The 21,998-nt window shown below is 72.1% G+C and carries 22 protein-coding genes; 15 read left to right on the top strand and 7 right to left on the bottom strand.

The window, feature by feature from the left end; genetic code table 11:
* The first annotated feature begins 38 nt into the window (after positions 1–38).
* The 8 genes from ACFQ3T_RS09855 (at position 39) to ACFQ3T_RS09820 (ending at position 8,709) form a co-directional block, all read left to right on the top strand.
* Positions 39–1,151, top strand: a complete 1,113-nt coding sequence (locus ACFQ3T_RS09855) for a DUF2786 domain-containing protein (protein WP_380722551.1) — start codon at positions 39–41, stop codon at positions 1,149–1,151.
* 48 nt (positions 1,152–1,199) lie between these two features.
* Positions 1,200–1,916: a hypothetical protein gene (locus ACFQ3T_RS09850; RefSeq protein WP_380722549.1), complete on the top strand. Its 717-nt coding sequence runs from the start codon at positions 1,200–1,202 to the stop codon at positions 1,914–1,916.
* A gap of 53 nt (positions 1,917–1,969) precedes the next feature.
* On the top strand, positions 1,970–2,356 hold the full coding sequence (locus ACFQ3T_RS09845) for a very short patch repair endonuclease (protein WP_380722588.1): 387 nt from the start codon (positions 1,970–1,972) through the stop codon (positions 2,354–2,356).
* Between the two features lie 13 nt (positions 2,357–2,369).
* On the top strand, positions 2,370–3,458 hold the full coding sequence (locus tag ACFQ3T_RS09840; RefSeq protein WP_380722586.1) for a DNA cytosine methyltransferase: 1,089 nt from the start codon (positions 2,370–2,372) through the stop codon (positions 3,456–3,458).
* A 37-nt stretch (positions 3,459–3,495) separates the two neighbouring features.
* On the top strand, positions 3,496–4,026 hold the full coding sequence (locus ACFQ3T_RS09835) for a hypothetical protein (protein WP_380722547.1): 531 nt from the start codon (positions 3,496–3,498) through the stop codon (positions 4,024–4,026).
* A 39-nt stretch (positions 4,027–4,065) separates the two neighbouring features.
* A complete protein-coding gene (locus ACFQ3T_RS09830; protein WP_380722545.1) occupies positions 4,066–4,335 on the top strand; it encodes a GlsB/YeaQ/YmgE family stress response membrane protein in 270 nt (89 codons plus the stop codon).
* A gap of 467 nt (positions 4,336–4,802) precedes the next feature.
* Positions 4,803–7,724, top strand: a complete 2,922-nt coding sequence (locus ACFQ3T_RS09825) for a DEAD/DEAH box helicase (protein WP_380722543.1) — start codon at positions 4,803–4,805, stop codon at positions 7,722–7,724.
* Entirely contained in the window at positions 7,717–8,709 is a 993-nt protein-coding gene (locus ACFQ3T_RS09820) for an SWIM zinc finger family protein (protein ID WP_380722541.1), read from the top strand. Before ACFQ3T_RS09825 ends, ACFQ3T_RS09820 begins: the two co-directional genes overlap by 8 nt.
* 79 nt (positions 8,710–8,788) lie before the next feature.
* On the opposite strand, the gene ACFQ3T_RS09815 is transcribed toward ACFQ3T_RS09820, so the two are convergent.
* A complete protein-coding gene (locus ACFQ3T_RS09815; RefSeq protein ID WP_380722539.1) occupies positions 8,789–9,073 on the bottom strand; it encodes a MoaD/ThiS family protein in 285 nt (94 codons plus the stop codon).
* Positions 9,074–9,078: 5 nt separating this feature from the next.
* Positions 9,079–10,143, bottom strand: coding sequence for a WD40/YVTN/BNR-like repeat-containing protein (locus ACFQ3T_RS09810; RefSeq protein ID WP_380722537.1), 1,065 nt, complete (start codon positions 10,141–10,143; stop codon positions 9,079–9,081).
* A gap of 124 nt (positions 10,144–10,267) precedes the next feature.
* Between ACFQ3T_RS09810 and ACFQ3T_RS09805 the strand changes: the two genes are divergently transcribed.
* Together ACFQ3T_RS09805 and ACFQ3T_RS09800 are read left to right on the top strand one after the other, a co-directional pair.
* A complete protein-coding gene (locus ACFQ3T_RS09805; RefSeq protein WP_380722535.1) occupies positions 10,268–11,977 on the top strand; it encodes an acyl-CoA dehydrogenase in 1,710 nt (569 codons plus the stop codon).
* A gap of 260 nt (positions 11,978–12,237) precedes the next feature.
* Complete coding sequence (locus ACFQ3T_RS09800; protein ID WP_380722533.1) at positions 12,238–12,657, top strand: ester cyclase; 420 nt, start codon at positions 12,238–12,240, stop codon at positions 12,655–12,657.
* An 84-nt stretch (positions 12,658–12,741) separates the two neighbouring features.
* Here the strand turns inward: ACFQ3T_RS09800 and cspE are convergent, their stop codons facing one another.
* Complete coding sequence (cspE, locus tag ACFQ3T_RS09795) at positions 12,742–12,948, bottom strand: transcription antiterminator/RNA stability regulator CspE (protein WP_015098655.1); 207 nt, start codon at positions 12,946–12,948, stop codon at positions 12,742–12,744.
* Between the two features lie 245 nt (positions 12,949–13,193).
* Between cspE and ACFQ3T_RS09790 the strand changes: the two genes are divergently transcribed.
* On the top strand, positions 13,194–13,529 hold the full coding sequence (locus ACFQ3T_RS09790) for a hypothetical protein (RefSeq protein ID WP_380722531.1): 336 nt from the start codon (positions 13,194–13,196) through the stop codon (positions 13,527–13,529).
* Between the two features lie 23 nt (positions 13,530–13,552).
* Positions 13,553–14,278: a hypothetical protein gene (locus ACFQ3T_RS09785; RefSeq protein WP_380722529.1), complete on the top strand. Its 726-nt coding sequence runs from the start codon at positions 13,553–13,555 to the stop codon at positions 14,276–14,278.
* On the opposite strand, the gene ACFQ3T_RS09780 is transcribed toward ACFQ3T_RS09785, so the two are convergent.
* Together ACFQ3T_RS09780 and ACFQ3T_RS09775 are read right to left on the bottom strand one after the other, a co-directional pair.
* Positions 14,275–14,820: a pyridoxamine 5'-phosphate oxidase family protein gene (locus ACFQ3T_RS09780; protein WP_380722527.1), complete on the bottom strand. Its 546-nt coding sequence runs from the start codon at positions 14,818–14,820 to the stop codon at positions 14,275–14,277. The two genes, ACFQ3T_RS09785 and ACFQ3T_RS09780, sit on opposite strands and share 4 nt — an antisense overlap.
* Entirely contained in the window at positions 14,817–15,482 is a 666-nt protein-coding gene (locus ACFQ3T_RS09775) for a DUF899 domain-containing protein (RefSeq protein ID WP_380722525.1), read from the bottom strand. Before ACFQ3T_RS09775 ends, ACFQ3T_RS09780 begins: the two co-directional genes overlap by 4 nt.
* Before the next feature lie 82 nt (positions 15,483–15,564).
* Between ACFQ3T_RS09775 and ACFQ3T_RS09770 the strand changes: the two genes are divergently transcribed.
* On the top strand, positions 15,565–16,017 hold the full coding sequence (locus tag ACFQ3T_RS09770) for a winged helix-turn-helix transcriptional regulator (RefSeq protein WP_380722523.1): 453 nt from the start codon (positions 15,565–15,567) through the stop codon (positions 16,015–16,017).
* A 114-nt stretch (positions 16,018–16,131) separates the two neighbouring features.
* Positions 16,132–16,968, top strand: a complete 837-nt coding sequence (locus ACFQ3T_RS09765) for a hypothetical protein (RefSeq protein WP_380722521.1) — start codon at positions 16,132–16,134, stop codon at positions 16,966–16,968.
* Between the two features lie 8 nt (positions 16,969–16,976).
* On the opposite strand, the gene ACFQ3T_RS09760 is transcribed toward ACFQ3T_RS09765, so the two are convergent.
* Positions 16,977–18,086, bottom strand: a complete 1,110-nt coding sequence (locus ACFQ3T_RS09760; RefSeq protein ID WP_380722519.1) for a sugar ABC transporter substrate-binding protein — start codon at positions 18,084–18,086, stop codon at positions 16,977–16,979.
* 309 nt (positions 18,087–18,395) lie between these two features.
* Here ACFQ3T_RS09760 and ACFQ3T_RS09755 point away from each other — a divergent pair, with 309 nt between their 5' ends.
* Positions 18,396–18,569 (top strand): hypothetical protein, encoded by a 174-nt coding sequence (locus tag ACFQ3T_RS09755; protein ID WP_380722517.1) that lies wholly within the window; start codon positions 18,396–18,398, stop codon positions 18,567–18,569.
* Between the two features lie 89 nt (positions 18,570–18,658).
* Here ACFQ3T_RS09755 and ACFQ3T_RS09750 read toward each other — a convergent pair whose 3' ends face one another.
* Positions 18,659–21,619, bottom strand: coding sequence for a glycine--tRNA ligase (locus tag ACFQ3T_RS09750; protein WP_380722584.1), 2,961 nt, complete (start codon positions 21,617–21,619; stop codon positions 18,659–18,661).
* Positions 21,620–21,998: the final 379 nt, after the last annotated feature.

Genomic DNA, 21,998 nt, shown 5'->3' with positions numbered 1-21,998 from the left:
GCGGGGACACCACACCCGAAAGGGGACAATCGGCGGTTGTGGACTCCCTGCGCGAGGTGTTGTGGCGGGCCGCGGCGAACCGCCGGGCCAGGCTGCCGCGCACCTCCGACCTCCCGCCGGCCGACGTGGACGACGCGATCCGGGCGGGCCTCGGGCGCGCCTTCGAGCACCTCTGGGAGCACGGCTGGCTGCCTTACGACGTGTACGAGGTCGTGCGGCGCAACGAGGACGAGCGCGCTGTGTCGTTCCTGGTGGACGCGCTGGCGTGGGAGGCGTCGCGGTACCCGGCGTTGCACCCGCGCTGGCAGGAGCAGCTGGCCGAGATCGGCGCGACGGTCTGGTGGGACGTCGCGCGGCCGCACGTCGACCAGTGGGCGGCCAGGCACATCGAGCTGCGGGACGACGCCGTGGCCGCCGCGGTGGCCGTGCTCGCCGTGCTGATCACGTTGCCGGGGCTGCCGGTGATCGTGCCGAAGCCGGGCACGCCGCTGGCCGCGATCGACCACCACCACGTCGACCCCAAGATCCTCAACCGGGTCCGCGGGCTGCTGGCCAAGGCGGAGTCGACCGCGTTCCCCGACGAGGCGGAGGCGTTGTCGGCCAAGGCCCAGGAGTTGGTGACGCGGCACGCGTTGGAGCGGATGCCGATCGAGGCGCCGACGACGACGTCACGCCGGTTGTGGCTGGACAAGCGGTACTTCGACGGCAAGGCCCACATCGTGCACGTGGTCGCGGAGGCCAACCGGTGCCGGGCCGTGGTGTACGACCTGGGGTTCGTGGCGCTGGTCGGCGAGGAGCTGGACCTGGAGATCGTCGAGCTGCTGTCGGCGTCGTTGCTGGTGCAGGCGACGCGGGCGATGGTGGCGGCGGGAGAGAAGGCGCGCAAGGGCGACGAGGCGCGGTCGGCGGCGTACCGCAAGTCGTTCCTGTTGTCGTACGCGCACCGGATCGGGGAACGGCTGCGGACCGCGAACGAGCCGCCGGACGACGACCGGCTGCTCCCCGTGCTGGCCGAGCGCAAGAAGGCCGTGGAGGAGTACTTCGGCGCGATGTTCACCCGGACCGTCTCCAAGACGACGCCGGTGCGCAGCGCGGCGGGCTGGGACGCGGGCCGCTCGGCCGCCGACCGTGCCCACCTGTCGATCACCTGACCTGCGCTTTCACCGAAACTGTCGGTGCCCGTCCGTACCCTCTGCGTCATGACCACGGCCCTGGACGTCCGCAGGTTGTTCAACGTCACGCAGGAGACCCGCCTCCACTTCAACCACTGGTACGGCAAGCGGAAGCACGTCGTCGAGCACGTCATGGCGCACCGGGCCGCCGCGATCCACCGGGTGACCGTCGACGAGGTGGAAGCCGCGTGCCGCAGCGCGCCGCCGCCCGGCCCGACCGACGTGCCGGAGATCCGGGACTGGCGGCCCGACTTCGCCTTCGCCCACGTGGCCCACCACGTGGTGGAAGTCCTTGGCCGATTACCCTGCTGGCCCGAGTTCCGCGAGTTCTGCGAGGCCGACGAGCGGGCCCGGGCGATGCTGTGGACGCCGGCGCGCGAGGTGATCGCCGAGGTGGGGGCGGCGGGCCGTGAGGCGCTGCGCAACCGCGTCGTGTCCGACTTCCTGGGGTTCCTGCGCGACGTCCACGTGCTGGCCGTGCTGCGCGGGCACGGGCTCGACGTGCGCGTGCACCCGTTGGCGGACACCGTGTTCAAGGTGGACGCGTGGGTGGAGCGGCTGATCCTCAACCCGCGCGGCGGCCCGCAGCGGTCGGAGGCGCTGCTGGTGCACGCGATGCCGCCGTTCTTCTTCAGCGATCTGGGGATCACCGAGTTCACGCGGGTCGGCGCGGCCCTGCTGCCGTCGCGCGCGCAGCTCGACCGGGCGGCGCGGAGGCTGCGGGACGTGCTGCACCCGGCGTGAGCCATCATGGCCGGGTGCCGAACCTGGAGACGACGGACGACGTCCGCGCCCGGATGAGCAAGCAGCGCTCCCGCGACACGGAGATCGAGGTCGCGTTGCGGCGTGAGCTGCACCGGCGCGGCCTGCGCTACCGGGTGCACCAGCGGCCGGTGCGCGCGGTGCGGCGCGAGGCGGACGTGGTGTTCGGGCCGGCGAAGGTCGCGGTGTTCGTGGACGGCTGCTTCTGGCACGGGTGCCCGGAGCACGGCACGTGGCCCAAGCGCAACGGCGAGTTCTGGCGCGCCAAGATCGAGGGGAACCAGGCCCGTGACGCGAACACGGACCAGGTCCTGGCGGACGCCGGGTGGCTCTCGGTGCGGATCTGGGAGCACGAGGACCCGGTGGTCGCGGCGAGTCGGGTCCAAGCCACGGTGCTGGAGCGGCGCGGTCGGCTAGCCTGATCGCGTGCTGTCCATGATCGACCTGTTCGCCGGCTGTGGCGGCATGACCGCGGGGTTCGCGGCGGCGGGCGGCTACCGCCCGGTGATGGCGGTCGAGTGGGACCTGCACGCGGCGGCGACGTACGCGGCGAACTTCGGCGAGGACCACATCCGCTGGTCGGACATCGCGTCCGTGCCGGACGGCGAGATCCCCGAGGTCGACCTGATCGTGGGTGGTCCGCCGTGCCAGGGGTTCTCGAACCTCGGGTCGAAGGACGTCAACGACCCGCGCAACTCGCTGTGGCGGGAGTACCTGCGGTTCGTGCGGCAGGCCCGGCCGGCGGTGTTCGTGATCGAGAACGTCGACCGGTTCCTGGCGTCGACCGAGTTCGCGCTCCTGCAGGCCGAGACCGAGGGCTACGAGCTGAGTTCCGGCATCCTGCACGCGGCCGATTTCGGTGTGCCGCAACGACGTCGGCGGGCGATCGTGATCGGTTCCCGCATCGGGCGCATCCCGCTGCCCGCGCCGACCCACCCGCGCGACCGCTGGCACACCGTGGGCGACGTGCTGCGCGGCCTGCCGGAGCGGCCGGTGACGACGACGTTGCCGAACTCGGTGGTGGAGTTCTTCGGCCGTCCGCTGCCCGGCCCGTTCAAGAGCCCGGAGCTGCACATCGGCCGCAACCCCACGCCGTTGTCGCTGGAGCGCTACCGCCACATCCCGCCCGGCGGCGGCCGGTTCGACCTGCCGGTCGAGCTGCTGCCGCGGTGCTGGCGGGAGAAGAAGACCGGCACGACGGACGTGATGGGTCGGATGCGGTGGGACGAGCCGTCGCTGACCATCCGCACCGAGTTCTACAAGCCCGAGAAGGGCCGGTACCTGCACCCGCAGTGGGAGCCCGGCGAGCACGGCCACCGCGTCGACCGCCCGATCACGCACCTCGAAGCCGCGCGCCTGCAGAGCTTCCCGGACACCTTCGAGTGGTGCGGCTCGAAGATCGAGGTGGCCAGGCAGATCGGCAACGCCGTGCCGCCGTCCCTGGCGCGGGCCATCGCCGAGCACCTGAAGCCGTACCTGACGGGTGACGAGCCGACCGCGCCGACGTGCCCGCTCTGCCGCTGACCCGGAATTGTCGTACCCCTCCGCTAACGTCATCAGCATGACGACAACCACGTACGAGAACTCGGTCCGCATCGGCACGACGACCTACCAGGTGGTGGCCACCGCCGACCCGGAGCTGGCGCTGAACCTGACCGGCGTCGACACGTCCGGCGCCCTGGTCGCCGAAGGCGCCCTGCGCCTGCCCGCCGACGCCGGCGCGCGGATCGGCAAGCTCCTGGCGCAGGTGCTCGAAGCCTTGGGCAAGCTGAGCGGCCCACCGTCCACCCCGGCCCGCGACCGGCCCGCCAACGCGAACCAACCGTGGACGGAAGACCTGGACGACGCCCTGCGCGCCGACTGGCTGGCCGCACCGCACGGCACCCCGACCGCCGAGCTGATCAGGGCGTTGGCGAAGAGGCTGGAACGCTCCCCCACGTCCATCAGGTCCCGCCTGGCGAAGGTCGGCTGCGACCCCGACGTGCCGGGCCGGGCGCTGTCCGACCAGGCCGCCGAGGTGTTGCGCGTTCAGGGTCGGGATCAGGGGCGGGTCAGGGGAACGCCCGATTCGGGGGGTGAGGTGGCGGGGTGAGGCTGGTGGTGGACGCGTAGGACGGGGAAAGGACCTCTCGTGGAGATCACCGGGCTCATCTCGGCGTTGTTCATCGGTGTGCTCATCGGTGGCCTCGGTCGGCTCGTCGTGCCGGGCAAGCAGCGCATCTCACTGCTCATGACACTGCTGGTGGGTGTCGTGGCGGCGCTGGTCGGCACGTTCGCGGCGTCGGCGATAGGTGTGGCGAACACGTCGGGCGTCGACTGGATCGAACTCGCCCTCCAGGTCGGCCTGGCCGGTGTCGGCGTGACAGCGCTGACGAAGTCCCGATCCCGCCAACCGCACTAACCACCACCTGTGGGCCGGTGGGCGGCCACCCACCCAGCCGCCCTCCCCCTTCACCCACCCCACCCAGTTCTGGCTGCGGGACCGCCCCACGCCACCCTGGCTGCCCGGTCCCGGCCGGCGACAGCTCAGGTCGCCACGATCGGCTCTCAGCGGCGGACGGGTCGTCGGCCTTGACCCGAGCGGTGGTCGGCGCCGGGTTGCGGCCGCGGTGGGGCATGAATCCTGGCCGGCAGCGGTGGTCGGGCCAAGTGACGGTGCCGGTGGGGCATTGCCCCTCGTTGCCGGCAATCCGGGCGGCGGAAACCGCAGCGGCGGCAGTCCGGGGCGGCAGTCCCGGGCGGTGGTGGGTGGTCGCGGTTCCGGGCGGTGGTGGGTGGTCTGGGGCTGGGGGGTGGTGGCCTCGGCGGTGGTGAGGGTGTGGCCACCCGGGTTGGGGGTGGTTTGGGTTTGGGCGCATAGTGCTGTGCGTGTTGGTGCTGCACGCCCTGGGCGTGGCTGGTGGTCGCGTCGCGTGGTGGGGTGAGGACTCGCGGTTGCCGGCGCGGGTCGTGGGGCGGTTGCCGCGGAGTGCGGTGGGGCATCCGTTCGCGGTTCCTGGCGAGGCGTTGGCCGCGTTGGTGGGCGGCGGGCGGGTCGGGACGCTGTCGGTTCGGCTGCCGTCCTACGCGGCCGGGCCGGGTGAGTCGCCTGAGCTGGTGCGCGAATCGGTGAGCGCTCGGCGTGGGGCGCTCCGCTGGCGCGAGTGGGTGGTTCCCGTCGTGTGGGTGGACGGGCCGCTGCCCGAGGCGTTGCCGGACTGCCGGGTCGGGGCGTCGGGGAAGTTCCTGGCGGACGTCCTCGCCTTCGGGCGCGACCTGGTGCGGCGGGGGCGGGTGCTGCCGTCCATCGACGGTGACGGGTGCGCCCGGTGGCGGACCGCGTTGTCCGGGGTGGACTCGGTTCGGTACGCGGCGCTGCGGGCGAGCATGCCGCCCTCGTTCCCGGGTGGTGACGGGCCGGGCGACCTGGTGATGGAGGTGCTGGATCGGGCGGTCGACCGCGACGTTCGGGCTTCGCTCACGGGCACGTCGGTGAGCGGGGACGACGGGGTGGTCGGGCGGTGGCTGGCTGCGCTGGTCGGTGATCCGCGGATGACCGGGGAGGTGGGGGCACTACGGGGGAAGGTGGCCGCTTGGCGGGCCAGTGGGCTGCGGGACAGTCCGGTTCGGACGTGCTTCCGCCTCAGCTCACCGGACCAGGGCGGCGCGGCCAAGGACGGCTGGCGGGTCGAGTTCCTGCTGCAAGCGGTGGACGAGCCGAGTGTGGTCGTCACCGCGGAACAGTTGTGGCACAAGCAGGATGCCGTGCTCCGGCGGTGGGTCAGCCGACCGCAGGACGTGCTGCTGGGCGACCTGGGGCGGGCCGGACGGCTCTACCCGGCGCTGGACCGGGCGCTGTCGGCCAAACGACCGGTCGAGCTGGAACTCGACGTCGAAGGCGCGTACGACTTCCTGAACCACGCGGCGCTGTTGGCGGAGGCCGGGTTCGGCGTGATGCTGCCGTCGTGGTGGCGCCAGCCGCACCGGCTCGGGTTGCGCCTCAACGCGACCAGCCGCGGCACGGCGGGCGAGGTCGCCAAGGAGAGCGAACTCGGGCTGAAGGTCCTGGTCGACTACCGGTGGGAGCTGGCGGTCGGCGACGAGCGGTTGACCGAGGGCGAACTGCTGTCGCTCGCCGCCGCCAAGGTGCCGCTGATCCGCGTCCGCGGCCAGTGGGTGCACGTCGACCCGAAGCGGCTCGCCGCCGGGCTCGCCTTCCTCAAACGCGGCGGCGGGCAGATGACGGCGGCGCAGGTTCTCCTGCACTCCGGCCTGCACCCCGACGACGCGGACCTCCCGTTGCCGCTCAACGGGGTGGAGGCCACGGGCTGGCTGGGCGACCTGCTGTCCGGGGAGGCCGACCACCACGTCGAACCGGTCGAGCAGCCGCCGGGGTTGGTCGCCGAACTGCGCCCGTACCAGCGGCGAGGGCTGGCGTGGTTGGCGTTCCTCGACCGGCTGGGACTGGGCGCGTGCCTGGCGGACGACATGGGGCTCGGCAAGACCGTGCAACTGCTCGCGTTGGAGGCCCACAACCGCCGGCACGGCAAGCGGCTGCCGACGTTGCTGGTGTGCCCGATGTCGGTGGTCGGCAACTGGCAGCGCGAGGCGGCGCGGTTCACGCCGGGGCTGGAGGTGCGCGTCTACCACGGCGCGGACCGCGCGCTCGACGTCGCGTGCGACCTGGTGATCACCACGTACGCCGTCGTCGCGCGGGACGGAGGGAAGCTCGCCGACGTCTCGTGGGACCGGATCGTGCTGGACGAGGCGCAGAACATCAAGAACAGCTCGACCCGGCAGTCGCGCGTGGTGCGGTCGCTGCCCGCGCGGCACCGGGTGGCGTTGACCGGCACGCCGGTGGAGAACCGGCTGGCCGAGCTGTGGTCCATCATGGACTTCGTCAACCCCGGCGTGCTGGGCACGATCAACACGTTCCGCGCCCGGTTCGGCGTGCCGATCGAACGGCACCACGACGAGGACGCGGCCGTGCGGCTGCGCCGGATCACCGGCCCGTTCGTGCTGCGCAGGCTCAAGACCGACCCGCGGGTCATCAGCGACCTGCCGGACAAGATCGAGGTCAAGCAGCTGTGCACGTTGACCGCCGAGCAGGCGTCGCTCTACCAGGCCGTGGTGGACGACATGCTGGCCCGGATCGCGGAGGCGGAGGGTGTCAAGCGCAAGGGTTTGGTGCTGGCGACGATGTCGCGGCTCAAGCAGGTGTGCAACCACCCGGCGCAGCTCCTCGGCGACGGCTCGCGGATCGCCGGGCGGTCCGGCAAGCTCGCCCGGCTGGAGGAGGTGCTGGAGGAAGCGCTCGCGGACGGCGACAAGGCGTTGTGCTTCACGCAGTTCACCGCGTTCGGGTCGCTGGTCGTGCCGCACCTCGCGGCCCGGTTCGACACCGAGGTGCTGTACCTGCACGGCGGCACGTCCAAGCGGGCGCGGGACGAGATGGTGCGGCGGTTCCAGGACGAGGACGGGCCGTCGATCTTCGTGCTGTCGTTGAAGGCGGGCGGCACGGGCCTCAACCTGACCGCCGCGAACCACGTCATCCACCTCGACCGCTGGTGGAACCCGGCGGTGGAGGACCAGGCGACCGACCGGGCGTTCCGCATCGGCCAGCGCCACCACGTGCAGGTGCGGAAGTTCGTGTGCGTGGGCACGCTGGAGGAGCGGATCGACCGCATGATCGAGGAGAAGCGCGGGTTGGCGCAGCTCGTGGTCGGCGCGGGCGAGGACTGGCTGACCGAGTTGTCGACCGGCGAGCTGCGCGAGCTGTTCGCCCTGTCCGGGGAGGCCGTCGGTGACTGACCGCCACTCGCCCGAGCGCCCCGACCCCCGCGAACGGGACGACCGCCGCGACCGGCACGACCCCCGCGACCGGCACGACGCCAACGACCGTCACGACGTGGGCGACCGGCACGACCGGGTGGGCTGGCACGGTTCGCGCCCGCCGTCCCGCACGCCGTCGCGCCCGATCCGCGTCGAGGGCGGCCTGACGTTGCGCAGCAAGCGCGGCGACGTGGCGCAGACGTGGTGGTCGCGCCGGTTCGTCGAGGTGCTGGAGTCGTTCGGCATGGGCGGCCGGCTGAGCCGCGGCCGTGCGTACGCCCGCACGGGCCAGGTGATGAGCCTGTCGCTGTCGACGAGCCTGGTCGTGGCGCTGGTGACGGGCACGCGTCCCGAGCCGTACCGGGCGCGGATCGGGGTGCGCAAGTTCAGCGATGACGACTGGCGGCGCATCGAGCACGCGTTGGCGGACCGGGCGATCTTCGCCGCGAAGCTGCTGGCGGGCGAGATGCCGCCGGAGATCGAGGACGTCTTCGCCGACCTCGGCCTCACGCTGTTCCCGAGCACGATGCGGGAGCTGTCGATGGACTGCACGTGCCCGGACTGGGAGGTGCCGTGCAAGCACCTCGCCGCGACCTGCTACCTGCTGGCCGAGTCGTTCGACACCGACCCGTTCGAGATCCTGGCCTGGCGCGGGCGGTCGCGAGAGGACCTGCTGGACCGACTGCGCGAACTCCGCGCCCCGATCCCAGCCGAGGCCGGGGTCAAGGCCGAGGAACCCCGCCGCGCCGCCGCCGCGCCACCGAAGGACTCGCCCGACTCCTTCCACGCCTTCTGGACACGCCCGCGGGCGCCCGAGGTGGTGCCGGACGTCGCCGAACCGACCACCCGCCGCCCGGACACCCTGCTGGACCAGCTGGAACCCCTCGTCGTGGACGGCCGCCCGGTGACCGACGACCTCCGCCCCCTCTACCGGGTGATCACCAAGCCACCCCAACCCCAGTAGCCGCACCCGCGCGCCCGAACCAGCCACCAGCCCCACCGTCGCGCCCAAGCCGGCCCGGTCCGGCCGCCGGCCGCACGGGTCAGCCGCCGGCTACCGAGGGCAGGATTTGCACCTCCGCGTTCGGGGTCAGTTGGGTGTCGGGGCCGGACAGGCGGCGGCATTCTTCGCCGTCCACGTAGAAGTTCACGTAACGGCGCAGGCCCGACTGCTCGTCACGCAACCGTCGGTCCAAGAGGGGGTACTGGGCGGCCAGGTGGTCGAGCAGGGCGCCCAACGTCGCGGGTTCCGGGAGGTCCACGTCCAGTCGGCCCTGGTTGCCGGCGGTCTGGCGGAGGGGACCTGGGATCAGGACTCGCACTCGCACGGCGCTCACACCTCCGCGGCGCGCACGCACACCACGTCGGGCAGGTGCTCGGCGATCCGCTGCCACGACTCGCCTTCGTCGGCGCTGCCGTACACCTCGCCGGAGCGCGATCCGAAGTAGACCCCGGCGGGCTCCGCCGCGTCCGTGCACATCGCGTCACGCATCACGGCCGTCCAGAAGCCGTCCGGCAGCCCGTTGCGCAGCGCCTCCCACGACGACCCGCCGTCCTGCGAGCGGTACACGGCGCACTTGCCGCCGGGCGGGAAGCGGTCGCCGTCGGCGGTCAGCGGGAAGTTGTAGATCACGTCCGGCCGGTGCGGGTGGTTGACCATGGGGAAGCCGAAGTCGGCGGGCAGGCCGTCGGCGATCGACGTCCACGTCGCGCCCGCGTCGTCGGACCGGTAGACGCCGTGGTGGTTCTGCAGGAACAACCGCTCGGGCGCGGACGGGTGCCGGCTGACCTTGTGCACGCACTGCCCGAACTCCGGGAACGGGTCCGGCAGGAAGTACGCCTTGATGCCGGTGTTGGAGGCATCCCACGACGACCCGCCGTCGAACGTCCGGTACACGCCGCCGGTGGACATCGCCACGGTCACGCGCAACGGGTCGGCCGGGTCGGGCAGCACGGTGTGGATGGCCTGCCCGCCGAACCCGGCCTCCCACTGCTCGCGGTGCGGGTGCTTCCACAGGCCCTCGACCAGCGAGTACGTCCGCCCGCCGTCCTCCGAGCGGAACAGCGCGGACGGCTGCGTGCCCGCGTACACGACCTCGGGGTCGGGCGTCAGCGCCAGCTGCCACACGCGTTCCAGCGAGGCGCCCTCAGGGAACGCGATCGGCGCTTGGTCCGGCTCGTCCCACGTGGCGCCGAGGTCGTCGCTCGTCAGGACGGTGGGGCCGAAGTGCGAGCTGGTCGTGCCGACGAGCAGGCGAGGGCGGTCGCGGCGGTTGTCGATCGCGATCGCGTAGACCTCGGTCATCGGGTGGTGCGGTCCGTCCAGGCTCCACGACGTGCGGTCTTCGCTGGTCGCGAGCCAAAGACCCTTGCGGGTGCCGATGGCGAGCAGGTGCATGGCTTACTCCTCGGTCCTGTGACGCGCAGCACGTTACGCGCGACCCCCGACAATCGCGTCCGGAGCGACGGGCCGGACAAGTTACCGACTGGTAGCGTGCGGCGGCGACGAAGGGAGAACCCCGGTGCTGTTCGACCCGAACACCTACGACCCCGCCCACTTGGACGACGAGAGCAGGCGCCTGCTCCGCGCGACGATCGACTGGTTCGAGGAGCGCGGCAAGCGGCGGCTCATCGCCGACGACCAGGCGAAGGTCTGGTACACCGAGTTCCTGGACTTCGTCGCGCGCGAGAAGCTGTTCGCCACCTTCTGCACTCCCCGCTCCGAGGCCGACGGCGCGCCGGACAAGCGCTGGGACGCCGCCCGCAACGCCGCGTTGAGCGAGGTCCTGGGCTTCTACGGCCTCCAGTACTGGTACGCGTGGCAGGTCACCGTCCTCGGGCTCGGTCCGATCTGGATGAGCGACAACGCCGTGGCGCGCAGGAAGGCGGCCGAACTCCTCGACGGCGGCGCGGTGTTCGCGTTCGGACTGTCCGAGAAGGAGCACGGCGCGGACGTCTACTCGACCGACATGGTGCTCACGCCCACCGGCGACGGCGGGTTCACCGCGACCGGCGGCAAGTACTACATCGGCAACGGCAACGTCGCCGGCATGGTCTCGGTCTTCGGCCGCCGCGCCGACGTCGAGGGCCCGGACGGGTACGTCTTCTTCGCCGTCGACTCGCAGCACGAGCGGTTCACGCTGGTCAAGAACATCGTGGACTCGCAGATGTTCGTCAGCGAGTTCCGCCTGGACGAGTACCCGGTGACGGCGGACGACGTGCTGCACACCGGCCCGGACGCGTTCAGCGCCGCCCTGAACACCGTGAACGTGGGCAAGTTCAACCTGTGCACGGCGTCCGTCGGCATCGCCGAGCACGCCTTCTACGAGAGCATCACCCACGCCCACAACCGCGTCCTGTACGGCAAGCGGGTCACCGACTTCCCCCACGTCCGGCAGAGCTTCGTGGACGCCTACGCCCGGCTCACCGCCATGAAGCTGTTCGCCGACCGCTCGGTGGACTACTTCCGCAGCGCGTCCCCCGAGGACCGTCGCTACCTGCTGTTCAACCCGATCACCAAGATGAAGGTCACCAGCGAGGGTGAACGGGTCATCGACCTGCTGTGGGACGTGATCGCGGCCAAGGGGTTCGAGAAGGACACCTACTTCTCGATGGCGGCCCGCGACGTCCGCGCGCTGCCCAAGCTGGAGGGCACGGTCCACGTCAACCTGGCCCTGGTGCTCAAGTTCATGCCGAACTACCTTCTCCAGCCGACCGAGTACCCCGACGTCCCGACCAGGCACGACCCGGCGGACGACGAGTTCTTCTGGCACCAGGGCCCGGCCCGCGGCCTCGGGCGGATCCGGTTCCACGACTGGGAGACCGCCTACCGGGACCACGCCCGCGTGCCGAACGTGGCCCGCTTCCACGAGCAGGCGGGGGCGCTGCGCACCCTGCTCACCACCGCCGCGCCCGACGACGGGCAGCAGCGGGACCTGGACTTCCTGCTCAACCTCGGCCACCTGTTCACGCTGGTCGTCTACGGCCAGCTGGTGTTGGAGCAGGCCGCGATCACCGCTCTGGACGACGACGTGCTCGACCAGGTCTTCGACGTCCTGGTGCGCGACTTCTCGGCCTACGCGGTCGCGCTGCACGGCAAGGCGTCGTCCACCGAGGCGCAGCAGGAGTGGGCGCTCGCGCAGGTGCGCAAGCCCGTCGTGGACCGAGGCCGCTTCGAACGGGTGTGGGACGCCGTGGCTGCGCTGTCCGGAGCATACGAAATGCGCCCATAAGCGGATCGCGCTCGGGCGGTGGCGCGTTCACCACCGCCTTAGCGGCAAAGCCGCAGGTAAGCGATTAAGTACGGCCGGTAGGCCCTCACCCGGCACGGGCAATGGCACCAATCACGGCCACTCCGAGTGGACGGCGGCGACCACGGCACGTGGGCCAACGCCGTCCCGATCGGCGTCCCGACCGGTGAGCCGCGTCTTGACTGGTGGGGCACACCGGTGTTTCGTCGTCAGCTACCGACGAACCGGAGGGAATCGCGCGCATGACCGCGTCCAAGGCACTGCGGGCCCTGCGGGAGGCGATCGTGCTGGAACTCCTCGAGTCGGAGAACGAACACGAGTTCGACGCCGCGGTCGGCACGTTCGACCACCCGCGCTGTGAGATCGTCGCGACCGGGCAGGTGTTCGACGGCCGGGCCGAGGTGGCGGGCTACTACGCCCGCGTCCGGGAGGCGTTCCCGGACCAGCGGAGCACGCTCGTCGCGCTCCACCACGCGGACGACGCGGTGATCGTGGAACTGGAGCTGCGGGGCACCCACCTGGGAAGTCTCCGCGGCGAGGAGCCCACGGGACGGCCGTTCCAGGTCCGCACGACGGCGTTCTTCGTGTTCGACGACGCGCGGCTGGTCGGCAAGCGCGTCTACGGCGAGCAGGTCGGCGCGGCCCCCGCGTTGACCACCTGAGGGTCAGACGATTCAGGCCGCCACCCCCGCTGGAGGGGGTGGCGGCCCGAAAAGATCCAGGTCCTGGTGGTGACCCGGATTAGGTCAGAGCGGTCGAACCGCCTGCGCCTGCGGGCCCTTCTGGCCCTGGCCGATCTCGAACTCCACCCGCTGGTTCTCTTCCAGGGTGCGGTAGCCGTTGCTCTGGATCTCCGAGTAGTGCACGAACACGTCGGCGCCACCGTTGTCCGGGGAGATGAAGCCGAAGCCCTTCTCCGCGTTGAACCACTTGACGGTGCCCTGAACTGCCATCTTGCTACTTCTCCTCTAACAGGTGCCGGATCGCGCTTGCGACCACCGGGTCAGCTAGGGCCCCGGCCCCTCCTGGCGAGGAAAGTTCGGCGCCCGCAACTCCGTTCCGCGAGCGTGGTGGAACACGAACACAGAAAGGTACGACCGAAGACAGTCAACCATGAGATCCCGCCGGCAGTCGAGCGGAAGAATGCGGCGAGTCGCACTGCTACCGTCAGCGAGGTCGCGATCACAGGGGGTTTCCCGTGCCTGAACCGCTGCTGGTCTCCGTCGCCGCCGCGATCGCCTCGCGGGCCGTGGCCGGGCTGTACGAGCTGGTCCGCGCGAGGTTCGCCGACGACCCCGCCGCCACCGCGACCCTCACCGCCGCCGAGGGCGCGGCCGAGGGCTCGCCGCGGGTGGCGGCGTTGGGCGCGGCGTTGGAGCAGGTCACCGAGGTCGATCCCGGGTTCCGCGCGGCGCTGCTCTCGCGCCTGGAAGCGTCGCGGACCGGCCGGGTGACGAACCAGATCACCGCCACCACGGTCCGGGGGAACGTGCTGCAAGCGGGCGACGTGCAGGGTGGCGTGAACTTCACCTGACCCCGACGGGTGAAGATGGACGGGTGTACCCGCTCCACCTGCCCCAGTCCCGCTTGCTGTTCTTCTTCGTCGGCCTGGTGCTCGCGTTCGTCTGCATCCGGATCAGCGTCCGCCTGATCCGGGCCAAGGTGCGCTGGTGGCCGGGCAACCTGACGCCCGGCGGCACGCACATCCACCACGTCGTGCCCGGCGCCGTCTTCATGATGCTCGGCGGCGTGATCGGCCTGGCCGTGCCGGACGACCAGCACGGCTGGCGGGTCGCCGCGGCCGCGTTGCTCGGCGTCGGCACGGCGCTGGTGCTCGACGAGTTCGCGCTGATCCTGCACCTGCGCGACGTGTACTGGACCAAGGACGGCCGGCTGTCCGTCGACGCCGTCTTCCTGGCCATCGGGATGACCGGCCTGCTGCTCCTCGGCGCCCGGCCGCTGGGCTACGACGAGTTCTACGGCGAGGGCATGGCCGTCCGGGTGCTGGTCATCCTGGTGAACCTCGGGTTCGCGATCGTGGCGCTGCTCAAGGGCAAGGTGTGGACGGGGCTGCTCGGCCTGCTGGTGCCGGTGCTGCCGGAGATCGGCGCGCTGCGGCTGGCCCGGCCGGGTTCGCCGTGGGCCCGCTGGCGGTACACCGAGGGCTCGCGCAAGCTGCGCCGGGCGTACCGCCGGGAGGCGCGCATCCGGCAGCCGCTGATCCGGGCGAAGATCCGCGTGCAGGAGTTCATCTCCGGGCGGCACGACGACGAGGAGGCCTAGGCGTCCGGCCGGCTGTCGTCCGGCTCGCCGACGCCACCACCGTCCGACTCGCTGCCGTCCGACTCGCTGCCGTCCGACTCGCTGCCGTCCGACTCGCTGCCGTCCGGCTCGCCGACGTCGCTGGTCAGCCAGCGGACCGGACGCCCGGTGAACAGGACGAACGTGCCGCCGGGCGTGGCGGTCTCCGCCTCCGCGAACGCCCGCGCGTCCTCCTCCGGCATGTACCGGCTCCCTACCGCCCGCACGTCGTCCACCGACGGCGAACGGTCCGCCCGCTCGACCACGCACTCCGCGGTGACGTACTTGTACGGGTAGGTCGCCTGCTGCACGCACAGGCTGAACGCGCCGGCGCGCGCCAGCAGGCGCGTCTTGCGGGCCTTGCGGCCCTGCGTGCCGGTGAAGAACGTGATCCGGCCGTCCCGGTAGGCGTAGAAGACGGGCACGGTCAGCGGCGGGCGGTCGTCGGCGGCGACGGCGAGCACGGCCACGTGCGGCAGGCTCAGGAACTCGTCGCGCTCGGCGTCGGTCATCGTGCGGGTCACCGTGCCGGGACCTCGTACTCGTCGCGCAGGCGCAGCCACGCCATGGTGGGCGTCTGCGGCCAGCCGTCCGGCGAGTCCTCCCACGCCTCCTGCCGGCCGTACGGCGTGAGGTCGAGCAGGTTGAAGTCGAGGCGCAGCCGGTCGACGCCCCGCGACGTGGTGAAGTAGGTGCGGAACACCTCGTCGCCGTCGCGCAGGAACACGCTGAGCCCGAACCCGCCGCCCAGCCCCAGTTCGTCGTGGAACGCCTGGCCGGACGAGTACCACGGCACCGTCCAGCCCATCCGCTCGCGCACAGCGGCGATCTCGTCCCGCGGCGCGCGGGACATGAGGATCAGCGTGGTGTCGCGGGCGTTGAGGTGGACCTGGTCGCCGAGGTTGTCGGTGAACGAGCAGCAGCCCGAGCAGAGCCAGTCCTGGCCGGGCGCGAGCATGTGGTGGTAGACGACCAGCTGGCGGCGGCCCGCGAAGAGGTCCGCCAAGCCGACGACGGCGCCGTCCGGCGCGGTGAACGCGTGGTCGGCGCCGATCCGGACCATCGGCAGGCGACGCCGGCGGGCGGCCAGCGCGTCCAGCGCGCGGGTGAGCTCCTTCTCCTCGACGAGCAGTTCGTCACGGGCGGTCTGCCACTCCTGTGGCGACACAACGGGCGGTCGGGCCATCGCACACCTCCTGGGTTCCTTCAGGGAACCCACCGTAGCACCGAGCGTTCCCTGAGGGAACCCAGTGCGCTAGGGTGAGGTCGTGCAGCGAACCCGGTTCGGTGAGATGACCTGCTCGATCGCGCGCACCATGGACGTCATCGGCGAGCCGTGGTCACCGCTGATCCTGCGTGATGTGTACGTGGGCGTCTCGCGGTTCGACCAGATCCAGGAAGACCTCGGCATCTCCCGCAAGGTGCTCGCCGAACGGCTGAAGTGGCTGGTCGAGCAGGGGGTGCTGGAACGGCGCGAGTACTCGGCCAAGCCGCCGCGCCACGAGTACGCGCTCACCGCGAAGGGCACCGAGCTGGTCGACCTGCTGCTCGTGATGGTCCGCTGGGGCGACCGCTGGACGGCGGGCGAGGCCGGCCCGCCGGTCCTCTACCGCCACCACGCGTGCGGCCGGACCGGGCACGTCGAGCTGTGCTGCTCGGAGTGCGGGCAACCGATGGGGGCGACGGACATCGACGTCCTCCCCGGCCCCGGCTCGGCCTGACGCGCCGGCACGCGTTCGACGGCGGCCGGCCGCAACCGGACAGCGGTGTGCCCACCCGCCCCGGCGGTCGTACCTTCGCCGACGGGGAGACGACCACGTCGAGCGGGGGCCGGGATGGACGTGCACCACGCCGCGACCGTCCTGCGCAGGGCGGCGGGCGACGGGCGGGAGGCCACCCGCCGGGGCGGGTTCGTGCTGCTGTGCGCGGAGTGCGGCGGAACCGTCGACCTGGGCCTCGGGCCGCTCTACGCCTGCACGACGTGCGGGAAGGCGCGTGCGCCGGCGCACGTGGTGCATCGCGAGCTGCAAGCGCTCGTCTGGGCGAAGTGGGGCGATGCCGCGTGGCGCGCGCGGTGGTACCCGGTGGCGTTCCGGGAGGCGGAAGCCGAGATCGGCGAGGCGTGCGCCGTGCACGACTGGTGCCGGGACTCCCGGCATCGGCGACGCGTGGCCCGCGCGCTGCGCTCGACCCGGTCCCCCGGTCCGGAGTGGTGCCTCCACCTCCTCGGGCGGCGCACGGTCGAACTCGTCGGCCGACGAGCGCTCCTCGCGCCGCTGATCGGCCACCCGCCGCCACCGGACGCCCCGCACCTGTCCGAGCTGAGGGACGTCGCGCGGCGCTTGTCCGAGCGGTACCCCCGCGTGGAACGCCGCCCGAACCGGTGGCCGTGGTCCCAGCGGGACGACGACGTCACGCGACTCCAGGACCGCCTGTGGCAGCTGCTCGCCGTGCCGGCCTGGCGCGGCGCCGATCCGCACGCGTTGTGGGAGCACGCCGTGCTGGCCGAGGACTGGGGCGCCTCCTCGCCGCGCTCGCAGGTGACGAGGCGTCGCGTGCTCGTGGCGGACGCGGTCGGGGACCGGCGCCTGGTGCTGGGCCCGGACCGCGCGGGCGCGCCGCGCGTCCGGGTCGTGCCCCGGCCGGAGCCGCGGGGCTGGGCGCCCCGGTAGGCCCCGCCTCAGTTCACCAGGATGCCCAGCTCGGCGCAGTCGTCCGCGACGTCGCCGGCGCACAGGTCCACCGGCTTGACGACGCTCTCCGCCACCAGCGCCCGGACCTTGTCCCGGGTGATCAGGTCCGCGCCGAGCAGCACGGACTTCACGTCCCGCTTCGAGACGAGGTCGCGGGTGTTGCCGGTGGCCAGGTCGTCGGCCCCGCTGAGGTCGCCCTTGGCCACCGCGATGGCCAGCCGCGCCGCCGCCTCGGCCTCGTCCCGGATCGGCTTGTAGACCGTCATGCACTGGTCGCCGCGCAGGATCGCCCGCAGGCCCTCGACCGTGGCGTCCTGACCGGTCACCGGCACCTTGCCCGCCAGGCCCTTGGACTTCAGCACCTCGATCGCCGCGCCGGCCAGGCCGTCGTTCGCGGCGACGACGCCGTCCACCTGACCGCCGTTGGCGGCGAGCATCTGCTCGAACGCGGCCCGCCCGAGCACCGGGTCCCACTTCTCCACCGGCCGGCTGTCCACCAGCTTCAGCGCGCCGGTGTCGTACTTCGGGCCGAGCTTGCGGCGCTGGCCGTCGAAGAACAGGGTCGCGTTGTTGTCCGTCGGCGCGCCCTGGAGCTCGATGATCCGCGCGCCCGGCCGGTCGCCCAGGCACTTCAGCAGACCTTCGGCCTGCAACTCGCCCACGTTGAGGTTGTCGAACGAGACGTAGTAGTCGGCCGCGCCGCCGAGGCTGATCCGGTCGTAGTTGATGACGGGGATGTTCGCGGCCTTCGCCTTGCGCTCGACCTCGGCGCCGCCCTCGGGGCTCAGCGGCGTCGTCATGAGCACCGCGACGCGGTCGGCGATCATCTGGTCGGCGATGCTCGCGAACTTCGCCTCGTCGCCGTCGGCGTTCTCGACCACGCCGTCGACGCCCGCGAAGTTCAACGCCTGCAAGAGGAGCGGCGCGTCCTGCTCGTCCCACCGGGCTGACGACTCGCGGTCCGGGAGGATCACGCCGACCACCGGTTTCGGGGCCCGGCTGCCCGTCGGCGGGGCCAGCGGGTCCACCGGTGTCCCGCAGGAGGCGACCAGCAGGACGAGCAGGCCGCAGGACACGGCTCTGGGTAGCCTTCGCATTCGCCAACCCCTTGCGCGGCACATCGACGTCTACAGCGGAAAAACGGAATGTTGCGGAATTCCATCCCTCGGGCGGCGGGTTCGTCAAGACGTAGCAACCCCGCAGCTCCAAATGGTCCGCGTCATTCGGTCGGGTGACCTCCCGGAACATCGAACACGCTGGTCGAACCGTTACCCGGGCCCTAATCACCCTCCGCACCCACTCGGCTACGGATGCGGCACGTGCGAAAGAGGGCTACCCGTTCAAGCGATTTATGTGCGAAGGTGTCGCCTGCCGAACCATGGCAGAGGTGTGTGAGGAGAAGCAGCGTGAGAATCATCCCCGCAGCGCTGGTGGCCGCGGCCGCCGCGGCACTGCTCGCCCTGGGCGCCGGACCGGCCGCCGCCGAACAGGCCACGCCGGACCACACCGTCGCCGCCGGCAGTTCGCAGTCGTTCGCGCAGGCCCCGTCGGACGACCTGCAGGACAACCGCGACATGTAGTCAGCCGAAAATCCCCGCTCCCCGGTGAACCGGTGGGCGGGGATTTTCGCGTGCGCGCGACCGGGCGGGAACCCGGCCGCGCGGCCCGCTCAGCCGAGCGCGGTGCCCAGCGCCTGCCAGTCGAGGACCGGCGCGGCCAGGTCGCGGATCGCCGCCAGCAGCCCCAGCCGGGCCCGCCGCACGTCCGCGTCCTCGGCCATGACCAGCACCTCGTCGAAGAACGTGTTCACCGGCGTGGTCAGCCCGGACGCGGCGGCGGCGAACGCGGCCAGGCCCGTCACGCCCGCCGGCACGTCCGCCACGGCCTTGTGCAACGCCACCTCGGCGGGCTCCACGAGCGCCTGCGGGTCGTAGTCGCCCGCGGTGTCGGCGGGCACGATCCGCCGCACCCGCTGCAACGCGGCGACCAGCGCGGCGAAGTCCGGGTTCCCGGCCAGCTCCGTCAGCTCGGTCAACGTCGTGTCGGCAACGGCCGGCGCGTCGGCGAGCGGCAGCACGGCGTTGACGAACCGGTGGTCGTGCCCGGCGTCCAGCAGCTGCTGCTCGTACCGCCGCACGGCGAACTCGCGGGCCGCGTCCAGCGCGTCCGCCGACACGTCGAGCCCCTGCGCGCCCACCTCCTGCGCCGCCAGCGACAACGCCCTGGTCAGCGTGATGCCCTTCAGCCCGGGGAACGCGCGCAGCACGCTCACCGCGCCCAGCGCCGCCCGCCGCAGCCCGAACGGGTCGGAGCTGCCGGTCGGGTTGGCCCCGATGCCGAACAGCCCGGCCAGCAGGTCGAACCGGTCGGCCAGGGACAGCAGCGCGCCGGGCGTGGACGACGGCAGCGCGTCGCCCGCCGAGCGCGGCAGCTCCATCTCCCACAGCGCCCGCGCGACCTCCGGCGTCTCCCCCGCCCGCTCGGCGTACTCGCGGGCCATCACGCCGGCCAGGCTGGACAGCTCGATCACCATCTGCGAGCCGAGGTCGAACTTGGCCAGCTCGCCCGCCCGCGCCAGGGTGTCGTCGGCCGCGCCGACCACATCGGCGAGCCGTCCCGCGAGCGCCGCGATCCGGCCCGCGCGGTCGGCCATCGAGCCGAGCTTGTCGGCGAACGTCAGCTTCTCCAGCCCTGCCTTCATGTCCGCCAACGGCGTGCGCAGGTCGGCGCGCCAGAAGAACGCGGCGTCCTCGTACCGGGCGCGCAGCACGGCCTCGTTGCCCGCGCGGACCAGGTCGACGTCCACCTCGCCGTTCGCGACGGCCACGAAGTGCGGCAGCAGCGAGCCGTCCGCGGCGCGCACCGGCAGGTACCGCTGGTGCTTGCGCATCACCGTGGTGAGGATCTGCGCGGGCAGCTCCAGGTAGCGCTCCTCGAACGAGCCGAGGATCGGCGTCGGCCGCTCGACCAGGTTGGTGACCTCGTCCAGCACGCCGTCGAAGTCCACGACGCCGCCGACGGACGCGGCCAGCTCCTCCGCGCGCTCCACGATGGCCGCACGGCGGCGTTCCGCCGACGCGTCGATCCCGTGCCCGGCCAGGAACTCCAGGTAACCGTCCGCCGTGGACACCTCCACGACCGGCGTGGCCGCGGTGCGGTGCACGCGCGTCTTCGGCTCGGCGGCCAGAGTGGACACCGCGACCGGCACCGGCGTCCCGCCGAGCAGGGCGAGCAGCCACCGGATGGGGCGGGTGAACGACAGCTTCGGGTCGTTCCACTTCATGTTCTTCTCGGCGCGCAGCTCGGACACGACCTCGCCGAGGAGCCCGCTGAGCACCTCGACCGCGCCGCGACCGGGGTCCGTGCGCACGAGGGCGACGTGCTCGACGCCGTTCTCGGTGACGCGGCCCAGCGCGGCCACGTCCACGCCCTGGCCGCGGGCGAAGCCCTGCACGGCCTTCGTCGGGTTGCCGTCGGCGTCGAACGCGGCGGACACGCGCGGCCCGCGCACGGTCTTCTCGGCGTCCGGCTCGCGCGGCGCGACGTCCGGCACGAGCACCACGATTCGGCGCGGCGTGCCGTGGACCTCGACCGCGCCGTGCGCCAGCCGGGTCGCGCCGAGCTTGTCGGCGACGGCCTTGCCGACCGCCTCGACGGTCCGGGTGACCTCGGCGGGCGGCAGCTCCTCGGTGCCGATCTCGAACAGCGCCGTGCTCGGCTCGCCGACCTCGGCGAACGTCGTCGGCAAGGTCGCCGCCGCGGGCGCCTCGGCGATGCCGAGCGGGTGGCCCAGCTCCTCGCGGCGGGCGGCCCACAGCTGGGCGACCTCGCGGGCCAGGCCGCGCATCCGCCCGAACGCGCGGGCCCGCTCGGTGGTGCTGATCGCGCCGCGGGCGTCGAGCACGTTGAACGTGTGCGAGCACTTCAGCACGTAGTTGTGCGCGGGCACGGGCAGGCGCGCGTCGAGCATCCGGCGGGCCTCCGAGGCGTACTCCTCGAACAGCCGCTTGTTCGCCTCGACGTCGGCGTCGTCCAGGTAGTAGCGGCTCATCTCGTACTCGGCCTGGCCGAACGCCTCGCCGTAGGAGATGCCTGGCGCGTAGGCGATGTCCTTGAAGTGGTCGACGCCCTGCAGCGCCATCATGATCCGCTCGATGCCGTAGGTGACCTCCACCGACACCGGGTCCAGCGACATGCCGCCCGCCTGCTGGAAGTACGTGAACTGGGTGATCTCCAGCCCGTCCAGCCACACCTCCCAGCCGAGGCCCCACGCGCCGAGGGCGGGCGAGGCCCAGTTGTCCTCGACGAACCGCACGTCGTGCGCCCGGACGTCGATGCCGAGCGCTTCGAGGCTGCCCAGGTAGAGCTCCTGGGGGTCGCCCGGGTCGGGCTTGAGGATGACCTGGAACTGGGTGTGGGTCTGCAACCGGTTCGGGTTCTCGCCGTACCGGGCGTCGTCGGGCCGCACGCTGGGCTCGACGTAGGACACGCGCCAGGGCTCCGGACCCAGCACCCTCAGCACGGTGGCCGGGTTCAACGTACCGGCGCCGACCTCGGTGTTGTACGGCTGCACGACGACGCAGCCCCGTTCGGTCCAGTACCTGGTCAGCGCGAGCAGCGCATCCTGCATGGTCAGCACGGTGGCAGTCTACGAACGCCGGGGTCGTGACCTCACAATCGGGTAACCGTCCTGGTCAGCCCGCCCGTCGGGCGGTATCACCACGTCCGGGCCCGAGCCTGTGCCAGGCTGATGACAACCCGGACCGACCGTCATGCGTCCTTGGTGGCGAACCCGGGTACATGGGAGGAGTGGGAGTGGACAACCGGCCGCCGAGGCCAGGCGAACCCGACGGGTTCCGCAGGCGACCTGTTCCACCTCGGAGTCCTTCCGCAGGTCAGCCGCCGCGTGGCCAGGAGCCGCCGCGGCGTCCGGAACCACGGGAACGGCTGGACCCTCCGCCCCGCCGCACGCCCGGGCCCCCGACCGGTGAACGCCGGGCGCCCGGCGA

Source organism: Saccharothrix hoggarensis (assembly GCF_042678885.1).
GTDB classification, from domain to species: domain Bacteria; phylum Actinomycetota; class Actinomycetes; order Mycobacteriales; family Pseudonocardiaceae; genus Actinosynnema; species Actinosynnema hoggarensis.
The sequence above is the reverse complement of the archived record's forward strand: the minus strand, read 5'-3'. Positions and strand labels throughout refer to the sequence as shown.

Bases quoted from the DNA above. Each gene is read 5' to 3' on its own strand.
- ACFQ3T_RS09775 (WP_380722525.1), bottom strand. From the start codon at position 15,482: ATGGCCCGACCGCCCGTTGTGTCGCCACAGGAGTGGCAGACCGCCCGT.
- ACFQ3T_RS09765 (WP_380722521.1), top strand. From the start codon at position 16,132: ATGGACGTGCACCACGCCGCGACCGTCCTGCGCAGGGCGGCGGGCGAC.
- ACFQ3T_RS09760 (WP_380722519.1), bottom strand. From the start codon at position 18,086: ATGCGAAGGCTACCCAGAGCCGTGTCCTGCGGCCTGCTCGTCCTGCTG.
- ACFQ3T_RS09835 (WP_380722547.1), top strand. From the start codon at position 3,496: ATGACGACAACCACGTACGAGAACTCGGTCCGCATCGGCACGACGACC.
- ACFQ3T_RS09845 (WP_380722588.1), top strand. From the start codon at position 1,970: ATGAGCAAGCAGCGCTCCCGCGACACGGAGATCGAGGTCGCGTTGCGG.
- ACFQ3T_RS09750 (WP_380722584.1), bottom strand. From the start codon at position 21,619: ATGCAGGATGCGCTGCTCGCGCTGACCAGGTACTGGACCGAACGGGGC.
- ACFQ3T_RS09840 (WP_380722586.1), top strand. From the start codon at position 2,370: ATGATCGACCTGTTCGCCGGCTGTGGCGGCATGACCGCGGGGTTCGCG.
- cspE (WP_015098655.1), bottom strand. From the start codon at position 12,948: ATGGCAGTTCAGGGCACCGTCAAGTGGTTCAACGCGGAGAAGGGCTTC.
- ACFQ3T_RS09810 (WP_380722537.1), bottom strand. From the start codon at position 10,143: ATGCACCTGCTCGCCATCGGCACCCGCAAGGGTCTTTGGCTCGCGACC.
- ACFQ3T_RS09850 (WP_380722549.1), top strand. From the start codon at position 1,200: ATGACCACGGCCCTGGACGTCCGCAGGTTGTTCAACGTCACGCAGGAG.
- ACFQ3T_RS09800 (WP_380722533.1), top strand. From the start codon at position 12,238: ATGACCGCGTCCAAGGCACTGCGGGCCCTGCGGGAGGCGATCGTGCTG.